Source organism: Nitrococcus sp. (assembly GCF_059432795.1).
The window spans coordinates 20,334-41,534 of sequence record NZ_JBXWZQ010000204.1; the positions used below are offsets into that span (position 1 = coordinate 20,334).

Genomic DNA, 21,201 nt, shown 5'->3' on the forward strand with positions numbered 1-21,201 from the left:
ATAATAAGCAGGCGAGACGCCCCATCCCCCGGTGACCATCTTAACTTGTTTTTCTACGATTGTTGTTTCATATTGATGTAGACTCTGAACTTCACGTAGATTCTCAAGTTCAGTAGACTGAATTGGAACTGCACTTTAACTCAAGGTGCCATGGAAGATCCTCGTTCAGTTCTGGACAAGCAGTGGCCCAATACAGCGGAGCGCAAGCACGGTACGCTGCATGCCCATGCATGGGAAGCCGAACGTCGGCAGAGGCTACTGCGGCCGAGAAGAATTATACCTTGCCCGCGCATCTCATCCGATTGGGCCCAATACGGCTACGCTAATATAGCCAACAGCTCGAGTGGTGAAACGCAGATCGAGGACAGCGACCGAGACAATTGTCGGGCACCGGATGTACGCTCTGGCGCACGCCGTGCCCGGCCAGTGGCCTTATGCGTGCGGCGGGCATTTACCAGCGGTCTCTTATCGCGGCCGCCTTACAGGATCACACGGGCTCACGCTGGCGAGCCCTGCATGGAGGCGGGCGGGAATCGCCGAGTCGCGGCCAACCGCCACTGCGACCGCAACGGTCGGAGAGCTAGGGACAAAGAAAGCGGAAGGTACTTGAATTGATTAACACGGCGACGCCAACAATCAATAATCAGCCCCTGCGCTGCGCGGATTTCCCATCGCTCGCGCAAGCGTTGGACTATGCCGCGCAGGGCGTTACTGGGTATAACTTCTATGACGGTCGCGGGCGGTTGCGAGCGGCGCTTCCATACGCCGAGTTGCGACGGCGCGCTCTGTCCACTGCCAAGCGCCTCCACGGGCTCGGACTGCAGCGGGGCGAACGCATCGCCCTGATCGCCGAGACCTGTCCCGAGTTCATGGAATTCTTCTACGCCTGTCAATACGGCGGTTTCGTCCCGGTTCCTTTGCCCATCACGATCAATCTCGGCAGCCGAGAGCGCTATATCGAGCGGCTGCGCGCCCTGTTGCGCAGTTGCAGCGCGGCGGCCGCCATGGCCCCGGCGGAGTTTCTTTCATTCCTTCAGGAAGCCGCCAACGGTCTGGAAATGCGGATGGTCGGCAGTCCCGAGGATTTCTATGCCATCGAGGAGCCGGCGGTAGCGCTTGAGCCCAGCGGTCCACCGGATGTGGCGTACCTGCAGTACACCTCCGGAAGCACGCGCTTCCCCCGCGGTGTGGTGATCACACAACAAGCGATCATGGCCAACCTCGCCGGGATTGTCGGTCCCGGGCTCGCCGTCCGCTCGGGTGACCGCTGCGTCTCATGGTTGCCTTTTTACCACGACATGGGCTTGGTCGGATTCGTTCTTGGCCCGCTGGCCTCGCAACTCTCCGTCGATTACCTCGGCACGCGAGATTTCGCCATGCGACCGCGCCAGTGGTTGTCCTTGCTCAGCAACAACCGGGGCACCATCGCGTTTTCGCCGCCGTTTGGCTATGACATCTGCGCCCGCCGCGTCCATCGCGCCGAGATCAACCGCTATGATCTCAGCGCTTGGCGAGTCGCGGGTGTCGGCGCGGAGACCATTCATGCCGAGACATTGGAGCGCTTTGCCGATTTTCTCGCGCCGGCCGGCTTCAATCGACGCGCTTTCCTGCCCTGCTACGGACTCGCCGAAAGCTCGCTGGCCGTTACCTTTGCCGCGCTCGAAGAGGGCATGTCGGTGGATCACGTCGACCGCAGGGCACTGGAGAGCGGCATGACCGCCAGCACGATGGCCTCGGGCGAGCGCGTGAGTGCCTTCGTGAATTGCGGACGACCTTTGCCCGGGCACGAGGTGATCGTACGCGACGACGACCAGAGGCCGCTGCCCCATCGACAGGTTGGCAATGTCAGCGTCCGAGGGCCGAGCCTGATGTCGGGCTATTTCCAGGACGCGGCGAGCACGCGTGATGCCTTGGGGCGGGACGGCTGGCTCGACACGGGGGATTTGGGCTACCTGACCGAGGCCGGGCTGTTCATCACGGGGCGTTCCAAGGATTTGATCATCGTCAACGGCCGCAATATATGGCCGCAAGACATGGAGCGGCTAGCCGAGGAGCAGCCGGAAGTGCGCGTTGGCGACGTCACTGCATTCGTGGCTCCGCATCCTCAGGGCGGCGAAGTCGTGGTCATGCTGGTCCAGTGCCGCCTGACCGAAGAGACGCGCCGTGATGCGCTGGTAAGCCGCCTGCAGCGTATGACCTACAGCGAATTCGGGATAAAATGCCGCATCGAGCTGGTCCCGCCGAAGACGCTGCCGCGGACGTCCTCGGGCAAGCTCTCGCGCGCCGAGGCGAGGCGACGCTTTATCGAGCGCGTCGGCTGGGATCGCCAGAGCAAGATGGTCATGGAGACGCCCAAGGCCGTAGCCTCCCGTTGAGGAGCGATGGCCGGCGTAGTGGCGCTAACCGGCGCGACGGGATTTATTGGCAGCGCCTTGTGCGAGCCGCTCGCCCGAGCCGGATGGCAGATTCGCGCTCTGGTGCGGCGGATCCCGGATGCGCCACCGGCGCCGAGCATGCAATGGATACCGGGCGACCTTGACGATGCGTCCGGCCTGGAACGGCTGGTGGCCGATACCGATGCCGTCATACACTGCGCCGGCGCGGTGCGCGGCCGAAGCGCCGAGCGGTTCCAGCAGATCAATGTGCACGGCTCGGAACGGTTGCTGCAGATTACTCGCAAAGCAGCTCCCGGCGCTCGCTTTCTGTTCATGTCCTCGCTCGCCGCCCGCGAGCCGAGACTCTCCTGGTACGCCGCATCCAAGCACCGCGCCGAGGAACTCTTAGCGCAGCAAGCCGGCACGATCGCGCTCACCATCTTCCGTCCCACCGCGGTGTATGGACCCGGCGACCGCGAGCTCCGTCCCGTTTTCCGACTCCTGCGGCACGGCTGGCTCCCCGTCGTGGGTGACCATGAGGCCCGCTTGACCCTGCTGCATGTGCACGATCTCACGGCCGCTGTGCTGCGCTGGCTCAACTGCTCTCACCCCCTCATCGGTACCTTCGAGCTCCATGATGGACGCCGTGGCGGCTATACATGGCAGAGCGTCGCCACCCTCGCCGCTGAGGTCTACGGCCGTCCGGTAAGATTGCTGCGCCTGCCGACCGTCGGCCTGACCTTGGCTGCCGCCGCCAACCTGCGCCTCGGGCGGTGGCTCGGCTATCAGCCGATGCTCACGCCGGGAAAATTGAGGGAACTTCGGCATCCTGACTGGATATGCGACAATGGCGCGCTCGCTGAGGCGCTCGGCTGGCAACCCGAAATCGATCTTGAACGCGCGATGCGGGAAGGGCTGGGCGGATAAACACGCTACCACCAGGGTGCGGACACACGGTCCAACCGGGGCTTGCAGGGCATGGCAGACTACCAACAGATTCTCGACCGACTCTACGCCCACCTGCGCTCCATGGCACCGGAGGGCACGACATTGGAGGAGGACACGGACTTGGTCAGCGAGCTCGGCCTCGATTCCGTCAACGTCATGGATCTGCTGCTGGAAATCGAAGAGGACTTCGATATTTCCGTACCTTTGAACATCCTTGCCGACATCCGCACTCCCGGGGACCTCGCTCGCGCAATCGCCCGGTTGATGGAGACGGGATAATGGCGTTGTTCGACAAGTTCAATAAGCTCGTCAGCGACCGTGCAGAGCTCTTTCCCACCGGTCCAAACCCCTTCGAAACGCGCATCGAACAAGTGTACTCACCGACCGAAGCGCGTATCGGCGGACGGCGCGTACTGCTCGCGGGCACCAACAATTACCTCGGTCTGACGTTTGCGCCCGAATGCATCGAAGCCGCCCATAAAGCCTTGGATCGGGAAGGGACGGGGACCACGGGTTCGCGGATGGCGAACGGCAGCTACGGCGGCCACTACGCACTGGAAGCCGAGCTCGGGGATTTTTATCAATGCCGTTCGGTGATCGTTTTCTCCACCGGCTATCTCGCCAGCCTGGGCCTGATCGGCACGTTGGCCGGCTCGCAGGACGTGATTTTGCTCGATGCGGATTGCCACGCCAGCATCTACGATGCCTGCCGACTCAGCGGCGCTCAGATCATACGGTTTCGACACAATGACGTTGCCGACCTCGAAAAGCGTCTGCAGCGGCTCAAAGAACGTGCCGAGAACACGCTGATCGTCGTGGAAGGGCTCTACAGCATGCTCGGCGACCGCGCGCCGCTGGCCGAGATCGCCGCCATAAAACGCCGCCACGGTGGCTGTCTCGTGGTCGACGAAGCGCATTCGCTGGGCGTGCTCGGCGAGTGCGGCCGCGGGCTCTGCGAGGAGGCCGGGGTCGCCGGTGAGGTCGACTTCGTCCTCGGCACGTTCAGCAAAAGCCTGGGATCCGTAGGCGGATTCGTCGCCAGCAATCACCCCGAATTGGAATACTTGCGCTACGCTAGCCGCCCATACATCTTCACGGCATCGCCCTCGCCCTCCGTGATTGCCTCCACGCGCGCGGCGCTGCATCTGCTGCGTAGCCGCCCGCAGCTGCGCGAGCGCCTTTGGGCCAACGCCACCAAGCTGTATCGGCAGTTGAAGGCCATCGGCTGCCGCCTCGGCCCCGAGCCGAGCCCAGTCGTGGCAACCCTGCTCGGCTCCCGCCACCAGGCCGTGGCGTTCTGTCAGGGGCTGCTCGAACGGGGCATCTATGTCAATCTCGTGCTGCCCCCGGCCACACCGGGCGGCTACACTCTGGTCCGCTGCAGTGTCAGCGCGGCCCATAGCCCGGAGCAGATCGACACGATCTGCGAGGCGTTCGCCGATCTGCAAGCGATCCTAAGCCCCTCGGATACGCTGGGTGCCGGAGAGGATTGAAAGCTCATTCCAGCGCCGCGCGCTCGCTGGTGAGGTGGCCATGCTCATCGGGCCCGCTCGCGCCCGAAGACGGCCGCCGCGGTGACGGTTGCGGGCACTCTCGTGCCGGTGCGTCGGCACGGTGCCAAGTCTGGGTCTTGCCAAACAATGGCAGCCCAACGTAGGCACGAACCCGGAGCTCGTCGCGTGCGGCCAGTGTCAGGTAGCTATGATAGGTCTTCCCCTTGCGCGGATCATAGATCTGACCATCATCCCAGACACGCTCGGATGTTTGCCGGAAACCTTCGAGCACCCTCAGCCCGCAAAGAGGCTGTTCTCGCTTGCCGGCGTTCGGGTTATGCCGGTCACGCTTGAGCTTGCCATTGCCGCGGTAAGGCTTGGCGAGCCAGACAATACGACCGCAGAGCTCCGCGCCGCAGCTCACGATACGCACCGCGACCGTGGACTTCTCGTTGAGCCAGACACCGAGCGGCCCGGGCTGATCGCCCGGCGCCGCCCGAAGCACCGTGCCGGCGAGCAACAAAGCAGCCGACGCCACGCTAAGCAGACGCATCAAACAAGTTCCTCGCAGCGCGGCAATGCCGTGCCTCGGATGGGTTGTCAGGGGCAGAGACGGGCGCGCTGGCCACACCGCACGACGGTCCGCGATGCAACGCTCCCGCGCCGGATCAAATCGCTGACGGGGCGACCAAACGAATCAGCGTATTATTATCGCGGCCGGCCCCGCATCTCAACCACGCCCACACGAAGGCTCCTGTCGCCCAAGCGCGCGCGGTGAGGGCATGAGCACCCCCCCCATCGTTCGGGTCGCCGTACCCTCCCCGCTCTACGATTTGTTTGACTACACCTTGCCCTCGGCGACGCCGCTGCCGTGCGTCGGTGCCCGGGTGCGGGTGCCGTTCGGCAAGCGCCGGGTGGTTGGCCTCGTCACGGCCGTGGTTCGCGAGACCTCCATCGAGCACCAGCGCCTGCGCCCGATCGAAACCGTGCTCGATCTCCAGCCGGTGCTTCCCGCGGAGCTCATGGAATTGCTGCTCTGGGCGAGCCGCTATTATCAGCACCCAATCGGTGAGAGCCTGGCTACGGCGTTACCGCGCTTGTTGCGCCTTGGCCGACCCGCCGCGCCGGCGCGCGAGCGCCTGTGGCGAATAACGCCAACCGGCCGAGCCATTGCTGCAGAAGCGCTGCGTCCGCGTGCGCCGCGGCAGGCAAGACTGCTTGAGACTCTGCAGCAGTCGAACGGGCCTCTACGCCGGGCCGAGCTGGAAGAGTCGGCCGCTAATTGGCGTGGTGCCCTCGAGCGCTTGGTTGCTCGCGGCTGGATCGAGACCTCGGACAAACCCGCCTATGGGCTGCACTACGGCAATGCTCGGCTCGCCGCGCCAGAGCTCAATACAGCGCAACGCAGCGCCATCCAAGCGATCACCGCCGCGTTGAACGGCTTTCAGGCGCTGCTGCTCGAGGGCGTGACGGGCAGTGGCAAGACGGAGGTCTACCTCGCCGCGATCGAGGCCGTTCTCGCCGCGGGGCGCCAGGTGCTCGTGCTGGTGCCCGAGATCGGACTGACCCCGCAGCTGGTGGAGCGCTTCACCAGGCGCCTCGATGCCACCCTCGCCGTACTGCATTCGGGGCTCTCCGATGCCGAGCGGCTGGGAGGCTGGCTTGCCGCCGGCAACGGCGCCGCCTCGGTGATCATAGGCACCCGCTCGGCGGTGTTCGCCCCGCTGGCGCGCCCGGGGCTGATCATCGTCGACGAGGAGCACGATGTTTCCCTCAAACAGCAGGATGGCTTTCGCTATTCGGCGCGCGATCTCGCCGTGGTTCGCGCTCGGCGCCTGCACATCCCGATCGTGCTGGGCTCGGCCACGGTCTCGCTCGAGACGCTGTACAATGCGCGCCGGGGGCGCTATCGACCGCTGCGCCTGCCGCACCGGGCCGGCGGCGCCGCGACGCCGACCTTTTGCCTCCTCGATGTGCGAGGGAAAAAGCTGCGAGAGGGGCTATCCCAGCCTTTGGAGCAACGGCTGAAAAGCCACCTCGATGCCGGCCACCAAGCGCTGCTGTTGCTGAACCGCCGCGGTTTCGCGCCAACGCTGCTGTGTCACGAATGCGGCTGGGTTGCCCAGTGCCGGCGTTGCGATGCCCGACTGACGTATCACGACACCGGCAAACGCATCCGCTGCCACTACTGTTTCTACGAGCGCACCGTGCCGACGCATTGCCCGCACTGCGCCGGAGCCGACCTGCGGGCGCTCGGTTACGGCACGCAACGCATCGAGGCCGCGCTGCGGCTGGCGTTTCCCGGAGTCGGCCTGCTCCGCATCGATCGTGACAGCACACGCGGCAAAGGCGCCTTCGAAGCGCGAATGCAGGCGGCCCACCAAGGCAAGGCGCAGCTGCTGCTCGGCACTCAGATGCTCGCCAAGGGCCATCACCTGCCGACCGTAACGCTCGTAGCGATCATCGACGCCGACCAGGGCCTGTTCGGTTCGGATTTCCGGGCGCCAGAACGCTTCGCTCAGCTGTTGATTCAGGTGGCCGGCCGAGCCGGGCGTGCCTCGCGCCCCGGCGAGGTGGTCATTCAGACGCATTACCCGGAGCACCCATTGCTCCAGACACTGATCCACAAGGGCTATGAGGATTTTGCCGACAACGCCCTAAACGAACGCGAGCAGGCGAGCCTCCCGCCGTTTTCCGCCATGGCCTTGCTCCGCGCCGAGGCGCACGAGGCGCAGGCGCCAAGCGCTTTTCTGCATCAAGCGAAGGCGAGCGCGCGCCCAGCGCAAGGGATAAGCATATTGGGGCCGGTCCCGGCACCGATGGAGCGCCGCGCAGGACGGTACCGTGCTCAGCTGCTGCTCCAGTCGGCGCGCCGAGACACGCTGCAGGCTCTGCTGCGTGACTGGGTGCCACGCCTCGCCGCGCTCAAAGAGGCGCGCCGCGTGCGCTGGTCTCTGGATGTCGATCCGTTGGAGATACTGTAAATCGGCGCCACCGAGCCTCCGCAGGAGAACTTCCCTATAATGGCCGTGGCGTCAGCACGGTTCGCGACGCGCGTCGATGCGCGCCCGCGCGGCCTCCTTGCAAGCTCCGTCACAGCCAGGATAATAAGCGGTTTTGCACCTCGCGCAGCAAAACGCGGCCACCCAGTATGAAAAATCAGCTCGCCGAACTCTTGGAGCAAGCCCTCGCGTCGCTACGCCAGAATGGCACGTTGCCGACAGAGGCCGTGGTCGATATCCAAATCGATCGGGGACGGGCCAATGCCCACGGCGATTATTCGACCAATGTCGCCATGCAGCTTGCCAAGCCGGCGCGCCGCCCGCCTCGGGAACTCGCACAGCTTATCGTCGACGGGCTGCCGCGCCATAAATACATCGAGCGAGTGGAGGTGGCCGGGCCGGGCTTCATCAACTTTTTCCTGACCTCGGCCGCCGCGTTCGCGGTCATCCCCGAAATCATCGAGGCTGGCACACGCTATGGATTGAGCCGCATCGGCGCGAATCGGCAGGTCTTGCTGGAATTCGTCTCGGCCAATCCAACAGGCCCTCTGCATGTCGGCCATGGTCGTGGCGCGGCTTTCGGCGCCGCGCTCGGAAATCTGCTCACGAGCGCCGGTTTCCGAGTCCGGCGTGAGTACTACATCAACGACGCCGGCCGGCAGATGGATATCCTCGCGCTGAGCGTCCTCCTGCGCTACCTCCAGGCCTGCGGGGAGGATGTGCGTTTTCCCGACAACGGCTATCGCGGCGACTACATCCGTCACATCGCCGATGACCTGCACACGCGCCAGGGGGAGCGATTCCGGCTCGCCGGCACCGAGCTCATGCACGCCCTACCGGCGGATGCAAGCCAGGGCGGCGATCAAGAGGAGTACGTCGACGCCCTTGTCCGTCGGGCGAAGACACTGCTCGGCGAACCGGCTTATCGGGACGTGCAGCAAACTGCCCTGCAGTCGATCCTCGCCGATATCCGAGCGGATCTGCAGGAATTCGGCGTAAGCTACGATGAATGGTTCTCCGAGCGCGCGCTGCTGAGCGGCGGCGCAGTGGAACGCGCAATCGAGCGCCTCTCGTCAATGGGACATCTTTATAACGACGCCGGCGCACTGTGGTTTCGCTCCAGCGCCTTCGGCGATGAGAAGGACCGGGTAATACGCCGCTCTGACGGCCAGATCACCTATTTCGCCTCGGATATCGCTTACCACATCGACAAGCTCGAGCGCGACTTCGATTGTGCGATCGATATCTGGGGAGCCGATCATCACGGCTATGTCGCGCGCATTCAGGCCGCGCTCGCCGCGCTTGGCTATGCACCCGAGCGGCTGGAAATCAGGCTGGTGCAATTCGCCATTCTCTATCGCGGCTCCCAGCGGCTTTCAATGTCCACCCGCTCCGGCGAGTTCGTGACGCTCCGCGCGCTACGCGAGGAGGTGGGCAATGATGCGGCTCGTTTCTTCTACGTCATGCGCAGACCCGAGCAACACCTCGATTTCGATCTGGATCTCGCCAAGTCCGAGTCGAGTGACAACCCCGTCTACTATATTCAGTACGCCCACGCACGGATTTGCAGCGTCATGCGCCAACTCGCCGAGCGCGGTGGAAGCCATGACACGGCGCTGGGCTTGCAGGCCATAGAGCACCTCACCGAAGCGCACGAACGGCAATTGCTGGCCCAGCTGGGCCGTTACCCGGAGTTGGTAGAAACCGCCGCGCTAGCGCACGAGCCCCATCAGCTCGGTCATTACCTACGGGAACTAGCGAATGCCTTCCATACCTACTACAACGCCCACCCGTTTCTGGTGGACAATCCGAAGCTGCGCAACGCGCGACTCAACCTGATCATCGCCACCCGGCAGGTTCTGCACAATGGCCTCACGATACTGGGTGTCTCCGCACCGCAAAGCATGTAATCATGGCTCGAGAAACCAATAAACGCTCACGACAAGCCAGCCGGCCCTCCTCCACTGGGCACTCGCTGCTGCCGGGCTGGAGCTGGGGCCTGGCAGGGCTGAGCGTCGGCTTGTTCGTCGCTCTGCTGGTACAGCTGCATCATTCGACGCCGAGCAGCAGCGAGGCGGTTACCGGGCTCTTTCAGACCCACGAGGGGGCTGCTGGTGAGCCTGACGGGACGCCGGACGAGGAGCGAGCGTCGCAGCGCAACGAGCCCCAGCAACCCCAATTCGAGTTCTACAAGCTGCTGCCCGATCAGGAGGTAAGCGTGCCGGCTCCGGAACCGCGCCTAGCGGCTCCAGCCGTAAAGCCGCCGCCCGCTCCCACCGAGGCGAAGCACCCACGCCGACCGAGCAACGGGACGAAGCGAGAGGATAACGGCAACAAGGAGAGTACCGTCGGATACCTCTTACAGGTGGGCTCGTTTCGCAGTCTCAACGACGCCGATCAGCTGAAGGCGCATCTGGCGCTGTTGGGGATCGAGGCATCGATACAGAATGTGGAGCTTGCCAGCGGCGAAACCTGGCATCGGGTCCGCATCGGACCCTTCAGCAATCGCGCTAACCTCAACTCCATTCGAGAGCGTCTACAGACGAATAAGATACATACCATCCTGCTCAAGCGCGGCGGCTGAGGTCGACATTCTGGGCGGCAAACCCGAATACCCGCCGGCCGGTCGTAAAGATAAACACCGGCGCGCCAGCAAGCAGATACCAGTAAAAGGTGCAAAAACGCCAAACGAGGATAGCCGCGGCCGTAGTGCCGCCATCCAGATACGGTCGCAGCAGCGCACCGAAGGCAAGTTCGACACCGCCCGCGCCCCCGGGAAGGAACGAAACGTGACCCACCAAGAACATCAATCCCTGCGCGAGGAATATATAGGACCAGTGCCCTGAATAGCCCATGAAATAGAGCAGCACCGGCAACACCCCATAACGGAGCAGCCAGTGGCCGACGCAAAGCACATAGATCAACAACAGACGACGCGGGCCGAGGCGCAACAGAAGCGTGACGCTGCAACGGAACTGGATCAACCATCGGGCGAGCCGGTAACGTAACCGGCAAAGGCAGGGTACCCGGCGAATGACCCGCCCCAGCCAGATGGCCACCGGACGGTAGTGACGCGGCAGCCACAACATTAGGGTCACCCCGAGCGCCAGCACGCCAATCAATACCGCAGGCCCGCTGAACGACCGGGTGAGTCCCTGTCCGGTGAGAAACAGCACCAACGCCAACGGCATCGCCGTTGCGAAAAAGATCAAGTCCATCACCTGATCGAATGCCACAATGGCAGCCGCCTCGCCGAGGCGCAGACCGCGCCGGGAGAGCAGAAAGATGTAGGTCGCCGCACCGCCCGTCGAAGCGGGTGTGGCCACGGCGGCGAACTCGGCACTGACCACCGTGCGCAGCGCCTCACGCGCGCGCAGCCGCACGCCGAGACCACGGGCCAGGATGCGTATGCGCCCGGCATTGAACATCCAGCCCGCCACGATCATCGAGAGCAACAAAGCCACCACCGCAGGCGATATGGTGGCAAGCTGCTTGAAGCTGTCCACGCCCCCATAGACAAGCGGCAGCGAGAGACTCACAACCAGACTGACGAGGACGAGAAATCCCCACGAGAAGCGATTCACGTAGTCACACCCTCCCTCACATCCGAACAGCCTTGGGCGTGTAGCCAGGCTCGGGCAGGGGCCGGCCGATGAGAGATCGCAGTGTTCAGGTTGCCGATTTGCGGCGGTATCCGCAGAGGGCGGGGCAACTCGCGGCAGCGGCGAATATACTCACACGTTCTACAATAGCCGCACAGCTTACAGTCCGTTGCGCACGCCGTCACCCCCAGCGTGCCGGCAGCCATAACCGAGGCTGACCTAATTTGAAGGTATTGGGTGGTATACGAGCAAAACATCTGTCTCGATGTCAAGCATGGCCGCGTTCCGATGGAGCGAAAACAGGACCCGCTGCACCCCTTCGCTCACAAGCTGCGCTTGTTCCCCTGCGCGAATAACGCCTGCTTGAGACGGTAGAGCACCGAGATATCCGCCTCACCATGGCCTTGCTCGAGTAGGCGCTCGTAGTGCTTGAGCGTCATTTCCACCACCGGCAAAGCCACCCCGAGCTCATCGAGCATACTCCGGCAGATCGATAGGTCTTTATAGTGCAGTGCGCATTTGAAGCCGGGCTCAAATGAGCCACCCACCATTGTCGGGCCCCGATGCTCTAGGAACCAGTTGCCGGCCGCCCCGCCGCTGAGCAGCGCGATGACGGTGTCCATATCGAGACCCTGGGCCTCGCCAAAGGCCAAGGCCTCACATACGGCCTGATTGATCCCGGCGCACATGACCTGATTCACCGCTTTCGCGGCTTGGCCCTGACCCGAATCACCGACGCGAACCACTTTACGCGCAATGGCATCGAATACCGGCATGGCACGCTCGATCGCAACGGCGTCGCCGCCCGCCATTATCACCAGGCTGCCCGAATGGGCGCCTTCTTTGCCACCCGAGACCGGCGCGTCGATGAACCACGCGCCATGGCTTGCGACGCGCTCGGCCACTTGCTGCACCGTACTAACGGCGATGGTCGAGGTGTCCACGATGATCTTGCCGCGGCCGATGCCGTCTTCCATCGCCGCCACCACCTCAAGCACATCGGCGTCCGCCGAGACCGAAATGATGATGACATCGCACTCACGCGCCAACGCGGCCGGATCAGGGCTTACGCTCACTCCCAGCGTTTCGGCAAGCGTCGCGGCCGTGGACGTGCTGCGATTCCAGACACCGCTCAGCAGCCCGGCCTTCGCTAGGCGCCGCGCCATTCCACCGCCCATGGCGCCGAGGCCGATCACTCCCACTTTCATTACTGTCCTTCCTCCTCTGTCACGCCGCTGCCGTGTGGACCGTTGAGATAGGTGTAGCCCTGGAGGCCTGCCTCGAGCTCGCGCAGACACTCCCTGCGCACCGCCTCGTCGAGCGGTGCCGTGACCACACGCCGGCGGTAGCTCTGCAGCAACTCCCGCCCGTCGAAATGGACCTGACGCAGCACGGCTTCGATGCTGTCACCGTTGCGCGCGTCCGTGAGCCGGTAGCCCTCGGGCGTGAGCACCACATTGACCGAGTCGGTATCACCGAAGAGATTATGAATATCGCCCAGAATTTCCTGGTACGCCCCGACGAGAAAAACGCCGAGCACCAAGGGCTCACCGGCGCGACAGATCGGCAGCGGCAGCGTGCGCTCCACGCCGGCCCGGTCCACGTACAAGCGCACGGTCCCATCGGAGTCACAGGTGAGGTCCTGCAGCACGCAACGCCTGACGAGCGGTTCATTGAGCCGGTGCAACGGCAGAATCGGGAAAAGCTGATCGATGGCCCAGATATCGGGCATCGATTGAAACAGCGAAAAATTGCCGAACAGCTTGTCGGCGAGCTTCTCCTCGAGCTCATCGAGCACATCGCGATGCGCGCGCACCTGTGGATCCAAGCGGCTGTGCACGCGCCGGCAGGTGGCATGATAGATGCGCTCGGCCTCGGCTCTTTGCGCCAGACTGAGCAGGCCGTGCGTGTACATGCTCTGAGCTTCGTGCAGCCAGTGACAGGCATCATGATAAACCTCGAGCGGCGAGCGCCGCTCCCCCTGCGCGAGACCGCGCCAGAGATCGCGAAGAATCGGCGGCGCGCGGTCATCGGGCGCGGGCAGATCCGGCGGGTCCGGCGCCCGGTCGACATCGATCACGTCCGTGATGAGCACGGCGTGATGCGCCGTCATGGCCCGGCCCGATTCGGTAATGATGTCCGGATGGCGCAATCCGGCGGCGCTGGCAAGCTCGCCTAGCGTATGGACGATGTTGTGGGCGTATTCTTCCACCGTGTAGTTGATCGAGCAGAAGTTGCGCGAACGGGTGCCTTCGTAGTCCACGCCCAAACCGCCGCCAACGTCCACGCAGCCCACCGGCGCCCCCAGCCGGTTGAGCTCGACATAGTAGCGGGCCGCCTCGCGCATCCCACGCTGGATGTCGGCAATGTTGGGGATCTGAGAGCCGAGGTGAAAATGCAGCATCTGCAGCGAAGCGAGCATGTCCACCTCGCGCAGGCGCTCGACCACGGTCAGTGCCTGGGCGGCGGAAAGCCCGAACTTGGACTTCTCGCCACCGGTGTTCTGCCATTTCCCCTCACCGATGGAGGCCAGGCGCACGCGTAAGCCCAAGCGCGGCTCGACACCGAGGCGCCGCGACTCGAGAATGATCAGCTCGAGTTCGGAGAGTTTCTCCACCACGATCCAGCAATCCAGCCCCAGCTGCCGTGAGCGCAACGCCAGACGGATGTACTCGCGATCCTTATAGCCGTTGCAGATGATGCGCCCGCCGTCGGCAGAGATCGCCATCGCGCCCATGAGTTCGGGCTTGCTGCCGCATTCCAAACCGACCCGATCTTCAGCACCGGCCAGGATCTCCTCCACCACCCGGCGCTGCTGATTCACCTTGATCGGATAGACGGCGGTATACGAACCGTCATAGCCATGCGCGCTCATCGCGCGGCGAAAGGCTCGACACAAGCGGGCCACCCGATCGTGGAGGATATCGATGAAACGCACCAGCACCGGAAGCGCGAGACCGGCGCGGCGTATGTCCCGCGCAAGCTCGTAAAGATCCACCTCGCAGCCGTCCCGGCGACCGTCGGGTCGCGCAATCAGCCGTCCAGCATGCGTGATGTCGAAGTAGCCGCCGCTCCAGTAGCCGATGTTATAGATTTCTCGGGCCGGATGACCGCTCGCATTATCCATGTACAATCACAATCGTGGCGATACACAAAGGTCGCCCAGTTTACCATCCGTGCTCAATAGCCGAATCCGGTGACGCGCCGGCGCCCGGCGGACGAGCGACTGCAAAGCAGCACGGTACCATCCCGCGGCGCCGCTCGGTGGCGCCGGGCGGGCCGGCGTCCGGGAACGAAATGACCATGGCCCTTGACGAGAACTGGTTCACAGAAATAGTCGACAGCGAGGGCATCGCCTTCTCGCTTCGCATACGGCAGAGACTGCATGTCGAGCAGTCACCGTATCAACGCGTCGAAGTCTTCGAAACGGCGCATTGGGGCCGCCTGATGGTCATCGACGGGTGCGTGATGCTCACCGCGCGCGACAACTTCATCTACCATGAGATGATGGCGCACCCTGCCTTGTTCACCCATGCCAGAGCGCGGGACGTGCTGATCATCGGCGGCGGCGATTGCGGCACTTTGCAGGAAGTGCTCCGCCACGCGGAGGTACAGCGGGTGATGCAGGTCGAGATCGACGAGCGGGTCACCCGGATTGCCGAGCGCTTCTTTCCCGAGCTCACGGCCATGAACGCCGACCCGCGCTGCGAGTTGCGCTTCGAGGACGGCATCGAGTTCGTGCGTCGCTCGGCCGCGGAATCCTTTGATGTGGTCATCATCGACAGCACGGATCCCATCGGCCCGGCGCGCGATCTGTTCGGCTACGATTTTCTGCGTGAGACTCACCGCATTTTGAAACCGGGCGGTGTCCTCGCTCAGCAGAGCGAGTCCCCGCTGCTGCATGCGCAGAGCATCCTCAAGCCGCTGCACCGTACCTTGGCGGGAGCAAAATACGCCCACTGCGCGACCCTTTCCTTTCCCGTGCCGAGCTATCCAAGCGGCTGGTGGAGCTGCACGCTGGCCGGCAAGAGCCGCGACGTACGGGAGTTCCGCCGCGCCGCCGCAGCCGCGCGGCCCTTTCCGACCCGCTACTATAATGAAGAAGTGCATTGCGGCGCGCTGGCGCTACCGCCATTCTGCCGCGACCTGTTCGATGCTTGACACGAAGGCCTCGTCATCGCCGGCGGCGCCCAGGTCAGCGTGTCTGCATCCGAACCAGACGGTCCACGCGCAGACGCTCCCGCTCATCGAACAAGCGACGAGCCGCCAGCCGATTGGCCAGCAATGTGCCGAAGCCACTGCCGACGGTGATCAGTAAAAAGATCAGGATTTGATATTTGACGGCTTCCGCCGGTGGGCTGCCAGCCAGGATCTGACCGGTCATCATGCCCGGCAAACTCACCACGCCCGCGGCAGCCATACCGTTGATCAGAGGAATCATGCCGCTGCGCATGCTTTCGCGGCTGACCGACCCCAAGGCCTCCTGCCATCCTTGCCCCAGCATCAGGCGCGCCTCGATGATATCGCGCTGCTGCCACGCGCCTTCGATCAGCCGATCCTGGCTCAGTGCCACGCCGTTCATGGTATTGCCGAGAAGCATGCCGAGCAGCGGAATCGCATACCTCGGCTCGTACCAGGGCTCGGCCTGCACCAGCGCAATCAGTGCGAACCCGGTGACGGAAAACGACGAAACGAACATGGCCGCGGCGCTGATGCCGAAGCTCCACCATCCGGCGAGCCGTCGGCGTTGCCGCGCCACCACCTCCCAACCGGCAAGCAGCAACATGACCACGGCCATCAACGAAACCCAGTGAAGGGCGGTGTGCGCGAAGAGTGTCTCCAGCACGACGCCTACCAGCGCGAGCTGAATCACCATGCGGGCGGCCGATATCAGCAGTGGACGACTGATCTCCAGACGCGCGCGGGCCGCGAGCGCCGCCAGAATCACCACCAAAATCGCGGCGACGCTGAGATCCAGCCACCCCAAATGCTCCATCTTCATGGGAATACGCGTTGCAATCTGCCTTCGGTGATCCGGTAGCCGCGCTGCGCTACCCGCGCCGCCTGGGTGGGATTGTGGGTGACCCAGAGCACGGCCGTGCCATTTTGCTCGCGACGCTCAGCAAGCCAGCGCTCGACCCGTCCGGTCGCGTCGGCATCCAGATTAGCGGTCGGCTCATCGAGCAGCAAAACTCGCGGTTCCAGTGCCGCCGCGCGCACCAGCGCCAAACGCTGACGCTCCCCGGAGGACAGGCGGCGAATGGACCAACCACGCACCTCGGGGTCAAAACCCAGTGCGGTGAGGTCCCTATCCGGGCTGCCATTGAGATGCACGCCCACCGTATCCGCCCACCAATGGCTGTCCGCCGGAACCATCACCACCCGATGGCGCCACTGCGCCGGCCGAAACGCGCGCCGGTCCGTGCCGTCGAGTGAAACGTTGCCGAGATGCTCGTCGAGATCGGCAATCGCGCGCAGCAGCCGCGTCTTGCCGCTGCCGGACACGCCGGCGAGACTCACGCATTCGCCCCCGGCGAGCGTGAGATTCACGTCGCGAACACTGCCGCAATCGAGGTTTTCTATGACCAGGCCCGTGCTCATCATACCGCTGTCAGCCGTCGCTCGCCCCTTGAGAGCGAGGTAATCATCCCTCGGGCCTGAGAGATCAAGCCCCGTGCACGCCACCTTGGCCAATCACGCCCAGCGGCAAATCGCGCTGTGCCCCATCGGCGCCCGTGGCGATGAAGCCACCGACCGCAACCGCTCTCGCTCGCTCAGAGGTTATAGCCGCGCTCATCATGCAATGCGATATCGAGGCCCGCCATCTCCTGCTCGTCGGTCACCCGCAGCCCGATGAACGCATCGATGCCCTTCAGCAGCGCAAAGGTGAGCAAGGCATCATAGATGATCGTTACCAACACGCCCAGTATCTGTCTGCCCGCTTGTCCTACAAGGGAAACTTCGGCCGGCAGGCCGACGCCGCCCAGCGGCTCGACCACGAAGATGGCCATAGTGAGCGCGCCGACGATGCCTCCCACCCCGTGCACACCGAAACAGTCCAGAGCATCATCATAACCGAGCGCCGGCTTAGCGCGGGTGACGGCATAGAAGCAGGCGAGACCGGCGCCAGCGCCGATGATCAGTGCGCCGAGCACGCCGACCAATCCGGAAGCGGGCGTGATCGCCACCATTCCGGCCACGGCCCCGGAGGCGATCCCCAAAGCGCTCGGCTTACCGTGACCGACCCACTCGGCGATCATCCAGCTCAATGCCGCCGCGGCCGTGGCGATCTGGGTCGCCAGCATCGCCCGACCGGCGATCGCATCCGCAGCGAGTGCGCTGCCGGCGTTGAAGCCGAACCAACCGACCCAAAGCATGCCGGTACCGACGAGCGTGAATACCATATTGTGCGGCATCATCGGGGTAGCCGGATAACCCCGTCGCCGACCCAGCACCATCGCCGTGACCAGCCCCGCCACCCCGGCATTGATATGCACCACCGTGCCGCCCGCAAAATCCAGCACGCCGAGAGCGCCGAGCCAACCGCCGCCCCACACCCAATGAGCAACCGGGATGTAGACCAGGCTCAGCCAACCGCCGACGAACCAAAGCATGGCGGAGAACTTCATGCGCTCGGCAAACGCCCCCACGATAAGCGCCGGCGTGATGACGGCGAAGCTCAGCTGGAACATCGCGAACACGGTCTCCGGGATACGGCCACCGTCAAGTACTCCGTCCACACCGAAGAGCAACGATTTCGCGAGCGAACCAACGACCGGCTGCAACCCACCGCCGTCGGCGAATGCGAGGCTGTAACCGTAGGTGGCCCACAAGAGGCTGACCAGACAGGTAATGGCGAAGCACTGCATCATGATCGACAATGCATTCTTGCTACGCACCATGCCGGCGTAGAATAGGGACAGCCCCGGGATCGTCATGAAGAGCACGAATGCGGTGGCCGTCAACATCCAGGCGGTGTCGCCCGAGTCGACACGCTGAGCCTCGGCGGCCACCGCTGCGAGCGGAGCGGGCAACATTAAGATTGTGACGAGGCCGAGAGCTTTGCGAGTCGAGCGAACGTCCATGGATGCCTCCTCCGTGACTGCCTTATTCACGCGCGCAGCGCCGCTTTGCCGGTCTCGTTGGTACGGATACGCACAATCCGCTCGAGCGGTGAGACGAAGATCTTCCCGTCGCCCGCCTTCCCCGTGCGGGCGGCTTGACAGATCGCCTCGAGGGCCTGCTCCACACAACCATCATCCAGCGCCGCCTCGACCTTGATCCGGGGCAGCAGGTCGGCCCGGTACTCCACGCCCCGATAAAGCTCGCCATGATCCACATGGCGTCCGAACCCCTTTACCTCCGATACGGTGAGCCCCTGCAGGCCGAGCCCGCAGAGTGCCTGACGCACGTCGTGCAATTTGAACGGCTTGATTACCGCGACAACGTATTTCATATGGCTTTCCCTATGTGTTTTCGCCACCGGCAACGGGCTTTTGTTCCGATCTGCGCGGACAGCAAAGCATGGTCTGGGCCAATGCCTGTTTTCCTCGAAGAAACAATCACATGTAATACGCCCCCGACCGCCCTGCCACAAGCGCCGGCCTCTTTCAGGTGCAAAAGGCATCGTCGTGGTGCACAGGAAAGGCGCTGGCGGGCGGATCGCCGCCGACTTACAATGGTTCAGGCCGTCATGAAGGAGGCAGCCCAATGCTCGATCCGAAGCAACTCGATGAGCTTGCACGTCGATTCACGGAAAGCCTTCCGCCCGGGATGCGCGAGTTCCAACAGGAGGTCGAGAGGAATGTGCGGGCCACCATGCAGTCCGCCTTCGCCCGCATGGATTTGATCACACGCGACGAATTCGACGCTCAGGCGAAAACGCTGGCGCGAACGCGGGCGCGTCTGCATGAGCTGGAGGCGCAGGTGGCCGCACTCGAAACGGCGCTGAAGGCCGCCGCCACGCCCGGCGAGACGCCCTCGGCGGGCAAGGGTCCGACACGGCGCGCGCGCAGCACGGGCAAGGATCCGCAATCCAGCAACGAATGACGCCCCGTTTCGGTCAGCGAAATGGGCGCTCGGTTCGGCCAAGGAGGGTGCCGTGTCTGTTGCCGTCGCCTACGGGCGGGCTGCCGTTGGGGTACAGGCACCCTCGGTTGCCGTCGAAGTACATTTGACCAACGGCCTGCCGTCGTTGTCCGTGGTCGGGCTTCCGGAAACGGCCGTAAAGGAAGCAAAAGACCGCGTACGCAGCGCCATACTGACCAGCGGATTCGACTTCCCCACGCGCCGGATCACCGTCAATCTCGCCCCCGCCGATCTGCCCAAAGAAGGCGGTCGCTTCGATCTGCCCATCGCGGTGGGCATTCTAGCCGCCTCGGGTCAATTGCCCTGCAATGAGCTCGAGTCCTACGAGTTTGCCGGTGAGCTGGCACTGACCGGCAAGCTTCGCGCAATCAGCGCCGTTCTGCCGATGGCGCTGCACACCCGCCAGAGCGAACGTTGGTTGATCGTACCGCGCGAGAACGCGCCCGAGGCGATGTTGGCCGCCGAGGACAATGTTCTCGGTGCCGCTCACCTGCTCGATGTCTGCGCTCATCTCAGCGGAACGACTCGCCTTGAGGCCGTGGAGGCACCGCGCGGCGTGCCGAGCGCGCAAGCCCCGGACCTTGCCGATGTGCGGGCGCAGCAGCAGGCCAAACGCTGTTTGGAAATCGCCGCCGCCGGTGAGCACAGCCTGCTGCTGATCGGACCACCCGGCACCGGCAAGAGCATGCTTGCACGACGCCTGCCCGGCCTGCTGCCTCCCATGTCCAAACAAGAAAGCTTGGAGACGGCGGCGGTGCTCTCCGTAGCCGACGGGGGCTTTCGCCCCGAGCACTGGGCTCGGCGCCCCTTTCGTGCCCCGCACCACAGCGCCTCGAACGTCGCACTGACCGGTGGCGGGACTCGACCGCGACCGGGAGAGATTTCCCTGTCTCACAACGGCGTGCTTTTTCTCGACGAGTTGCCGGAGTTCAATCGCGCGGCATTGGAAGCACTGCGCGAGCCCGTCGAGACCGGGCGGGTAATTATCTCCCGTGCCGCCGCCAAGGCGGAGTACCCGGCCAACTTTCAGCTTGTGGCCGCCATGAACCCATGTCCCTGCGGCCATCTCGGGGACACCGCGGCGACTTGCCGCTGCACGGCCGATCAGATCGCCCGGTACCGGGGCCGGCTCAGCGGTCCGCTACTCGATCGCATCGACATGCACGTCGCCGTTCCCCGGCTGACGGCCGCCGAGATGAGCGAAAGCGCAGCGGCCGAGCCCACCTCTGTCGTCCGCCAACGCGTCGTCACCGCCCGTCAGCGTCAGACTGAGCGCGACGGCAAGCCGGCGGCGCGGCTCACAGCGAGCGAAGTGGAAATCGCCTGCCCGCTCGGCGAAGCGGAGTTGCGGCTCCTACAGCAGGCGATGGAACGGCTCCGCTTCTCGCCCCGCGCCTACCACCGCTGCCTGAAGCTCGCGCGGAGTATCGCGGACCTCGCCGGTGCCGAGCGCATACGCTGCACGCACCTCGCCGAGGCGATCGCTTATCGGCATTGCCTGCATACACCCTAATGGATCCTGTTGCACGCGCCCACCGGCGAATATCGCGCGAAGTGTGCTCGAATTCGCAGCTGCCGCGATAAACAATAAGGCCAAATCATGCCATACTGGCGCACCGCGGCATCAGGGTGACCTCCGACCTCAGCAACCAACCCTCGCCGCATTGAACGACCCGCCCCTTGCCTGAACATT

The 21,201-nt window shown here is 64.1% G+C and carries 18 protein-coding genes; 10 read left to right on the plus strand and 8 right to left on the minus strand.

The annotated features are described in order from the left end of the window. The first annotated feature begins 611 nt into the window (after window positions 1-611). The 4 genes from AC52Q4_RS14380 to spt are packed head-to-tail and all read left to right on the plus strand — an operon-like array spanning window position 612 to window position 4,816. A complete protein-coding gene (locus AC52Q4_RS14380; protein ID WP_495537487.1) occupies window positions 612-2,375 on the plus strand; it encodes a fatty acyl-AMP ligase in 1,764 nt (587 codons plus the stop codon). 6 nt (window positions 2,376-2,381) lie between these two features. Then, window positions 2,382-3,302 (plus strand): NAD-dependent epimerase/dehydratase family protein, encoded by a 921-nt coding sequence (locus AC52Q4_RS14385; protein WP_495537488.1) that lies wholly within the window; start codon window positions 2,382-2,384, stop codon window positions 3,300-3,302. A gap of 51 nt (window positions 3,303-3,353) precedes the next feature. Then, a complete protein-coding gene (locus AC52Q4_RS14390; protein WP_495537489.1) occupies window positions 3,354-3,602 on the plus strand; it encodes an acyl carrier protein in 249 nt (82 codons plus the stop codon). After that, on the plus strand, window positions 3,602-4,816 hold the full coding sequence (spt, locus tag AC52Q4_RS14395; protein ID WP_495537490.1) for a serine palmitoyltransferase: 1,215 nt from the start codon (window positions 3,602-3,604) through the stop codon (window positions 4,814-4,816). The genes AC52Q4_RS14390 and spt overlap by 1 nt, the downstream gene beginning before the upstream one ends. 4 nt (window positions 4,817-4,820) lie before the next feature. Here spt and AC52Q4_RS14400 read toward each other — a convergent pair whose 3' ends face one another. Then, complete coding sequence (locus AC52Q4_RS14400; RefSeq protein ID WP_495537491.1) at window positions 4,821-5,369, minus strand: DUF2147 domain-containing protein; 549 nt, start codon at window positions 5,367-5,369, stop codon at window positions 4,821-4,823. Between the two features lie 229 nt (window positions 5,370-5,598). Between AC52Q4_RS14400 and AC52Q4_RS14405 the strand changes: the two genes are divergently transcribed. The 3 genes from AC52Q4_RS14405 to AC52Q4_RS14415 all read left to right on the plus strand — a co-directional run bounded on the left by AC52Q4_RS14405 (window position 5,599) and on the right by AC52Q4_RS14415 (window position 10,402). Beyond that, window positions 5,599-7,800: a primosomal protein N' gene (locus tag AC52Q4_RS14405; protein WP_495537492.1), complete on the plus strand. Its 2,202-nt coding sequence runs from the start codon at window positions 5,599-5,601 to the stop codon at window positions 7,798-7,800. Between the two features lie 167 nt (window positions 7,801-7,967). Then, window positions 7,968-9,728 (plus strand): arginine--tRNA ligase, encoded by a 1,761-nt coding sequence (argS, locus tag AC52Q4_RS14410; RefSeq protein WP_495537493.1) that lies wholly within the window; start codon window positions 7,968-7,970, stop codon window positions 9,726-9,728. A 2-nt stretch (window positions 9,729-9,730) separates the two neighbouring features. After that, window positions 9,731-10,402: an SPOR domain-containing protein gene (locus AC52Q4_RS14415; RefSeq protein WP_495537494.1), complete on the plus strand. Its 672-nt coding sequence runs from the start codon at window positions 9,731-9,733 to the stop codon at window positions 10,400-10,402. On the opposite strand, the gene AC52Q4_RS14420 is transcribed toward AC52Q4_RS14415, so the two are convergent. From AC52Q4_RS14420 to speA, 3 genes are all read right to left on the minus strand, one after another. Further along, window positions 10,386-11,402 (minus strand): lysylphosphatidylglycerol synthase transmembrane domain-containing protein, encoded by a 1,017-nt coding sequence (locus tag AC52Q4_RS14420; RefSeq protein ID WP_495537495.1) that lies wholly within the window; start codon window positions 11,400-11,402, stop codon window positions 10,386-10,388. The two genes, AC52Q4_RS14415 and AC52Q4_RS14420, sit on opposite strands and share 17 nt — an antisense overlap. A 341-nt stretch (window positions 11,403-11,743) precedes the next feature. Next, on the minus strand, window positions 11,744-12,628 hold the full coding sequence (locus tag AC52Q4_RS14425) for an NAD(P)-dependent oxidoreductase (RefSeq protein WP_495537496.1): 885 nt from the start codon (window positions 12,626-12,628) through the stop codon (window positions 11,744-11,746). Further along, complete coding sequence (gene speA / locus AC52Q4_RS14430; RefSeq protein WP_495537497.1) at window positions 12,628-14,547, minus strand: biosynthetic arginine decarboxylase; 1,920 nt, start codon at window positions 14,545-14,547, stop codon at window positions 12,628-12,630. The genes AC52Q4_RS14425 and speA overlap by 1 nt, the downstream gene beginning before the upstream one ends. Window positions 14,548-14,723: 176 nt before the next feature. Between speA and speE the strand changes: the two genes are divergently transcribed. Next, window positions 14,724-15,581, plus strand: coding sequence for a polyamine aminopropyltransferase (speE, locus tag AC52Q4_RS14435; protein ID WP_495537498.1), 858 nt, complete (start codon window positions 14,724-14,726; stop codon window positions 15,579-15,581). Between the two features lie 34 nt (window positions 15,582-15,615). Here speE and AC52Q4_RS14440 read toward each other — a convergent pair whose 3' ends face one another. The 4 genes from AC52Q4_RS14440 to AC52Q4_RS14455 form a co-directional block, all read right to left on the minus strand. Continuing rightward, window positions 15,616-16,422 (minus strand): ABC transporter permease, encoded by an 807-nt coding sequence (locus AC52Q4_RS14440; protein WP_495537499.1) that lies wholly within the window; start codon window positions 16,420-16,422, stop codon window positions 15,616-15,618. Then, a complete protein-coding gene (locus AC52Q4_RS14445; RefSeq protein WP_495537509.1) occupies window positions 16,419-17,105 on the minus strand; it encodes an ABC transporter ATP-binding protein in 687 nt (228 codons plus the stop codon). Before AC52Q4_RS14445 ends, AC52Q4_RS14440 begins: the two co-directional genes overlap by 4 nt. 89 nt (window positions 17,106-17,194) lie before the next feature. Further along, the gene (locus AC52Q4_RS14450) at window positions 17,195-18,457 is read right to left on the minus strand and encodes an ammonium transporter (protein ID WP_495537500.1); all 1,263 of its coding nucleotides are present in this window, start codon (window positions 18,455-18,457) and stop codon (window positions 17,195-17,197) included. Between the two features lie 74 nt (window positions 18,458-18,531). Beyond that, window positions 18,532-18,876, minus strand: coding sequence for a P-II family nitrogen regulator (locus AC52Q4_RS14455; protein ID WP_495537501.1), 345 nt, complete (start codon window positions 18,874-18,876; stop codon window positions 18,532-18,534). Between the two features lie 254 nt (window positions 18,877-19,130). On the opposite strand from AC52Q4_RS14455, the gene ubiK reads away from it, so the two are divergent. Together ubiK and AC52Q4_RS14465 are read left to right on the plus strand one after the other, a co-directional pair. Then, the gene (gene ubiK, locus AC52Q4_RS14460; protein WP_495537502.1) at window positions 19,131-19,469 is read left to right on the plus strand and encodes a ubiquinone biosynthesis accessory factor UbiK; all 339 of its coding nucleotides are present in this window, start codon (window positions 19,131-19,133) and stop codon (window positions 19,467-19,469) included. Between the two features lie 52 nt (window positions 19,470-19,521). Then, window positions 19,522-21,021: a YifB family Mg chelatase-like AAA ATPase gene (locus AC52Q4_RS14465; RefSeq protein WP_495537503.1), complete on the plus strand. Its 1,500-nt coding sequence runs from the start codon at window positions 19,522-19,524 to the stop codon at window positions 21,019-21,021. Window positions 21,022-21,201 lie beyond the last annotated feature (180 nt).

Excerpts from the sequence above, each read along its gene's own strand:
- AC52Q4_RS14440 (WP_495537499.1), bottom strand. The coding sequence starts at position 16,422 with ATGAAGATGGAGCATTTGGGGTGGCTGGATCTCAGCGTCGCCGCGATT.
- AC52Q4_RS14390 (WP_495537489.1), top strand. The coding sequence starts at position 3,354 with ATGGCAGACTACCAACAGATTCTCGACCGACTCTACGCCCACCTGCGC.
- AC52Q4_RS14400 (WP_495537491.1), bottom strand. The coding sequence starts at position 5,369 with ATGCGTCTGCTTAGCGTGGCGTCGGCTGCTTTGTTGCTCGCCGGCACG.
- spt (WP_495537490.1), top strand. The coding sequence starts at position 3,602 with ATGGCGTTGTTCGACAAGTTCAATAAGCTCGTCAGCGACCGTGCAGAG.
- ubiK (WP_495537502.1), top strand. The coding sequence starts at position 19,131 with ATGCTCGATCCGAAGCAACTCGATGAGCTTGCACGTCGATTCACGGAA.
- AC52Q4_RS14425 (WP_495537496.1), bottom strand. The coding sequence starts at position 12,628 with ATGAAAGTGGGAGTGATCGGCCTCGGCGCCATGGGCGGTGGAATGGCG.
- speE (WP_495537498.1), top strand. The coding sequence starts at position 14,724 with ATGGCCCTTGACGAGAACTGGTTCACAGAAATAGTCGACAGCGAGGGC.
- AC52Q4_RS14405 (WP_495537492.1), top strand. The coding sequence starts at position 5,599 with ATGAGCACCCCCCCCATCGTTCGGGTCGCCGTACCCTCCCCGCTCTAC.
- AC52Q4_RS14455 (WP_495537501.1), bottom strand. The coding sequence starts at position 18,876 with ATGAAATACGTTGTCGCGGTAATCAAGCCGTTCAAATTGCACGACGTG.
- AC52Q4_RS14415 (WP_495537494.1), top strand. The coding sequence starts at position 9,731 with ATGGCTCGAGAAACCAATAAACGCTCACGACAAGCCAGCCGGCCCTCC.
- AC52Q4_RS14385 (WP_495537488.1), top strand. The coding sequence starts at position 2,382 with ATGGCCGGCGTAGTGGCGCTAACCGGCGCGACGGGATTTATTGGCAGC.
- AC52Q4_RS14450 (WP_495537500.1), bottom strand. The coding sequence starts at position 18,457 with ATGTTGCCCGCTCCGCTCGCAGCGGTGGCCGCCGAGGCTCAGCGTGTC.
- argS (WP_495537493.1), top strand. The coding sequence starts at position 7,968 with ATGAAAAATCAGCTCGCCGAACTCTTGGAGCAAGCCCTCGCGTCGCTA.
- speA (WP_495537497.1), bottom strand. The coding sequence starts at position 14,547 with ATGGATAATGCGAGCGGTCATCCGGCCCGAGAAATCTATAACATCGGC.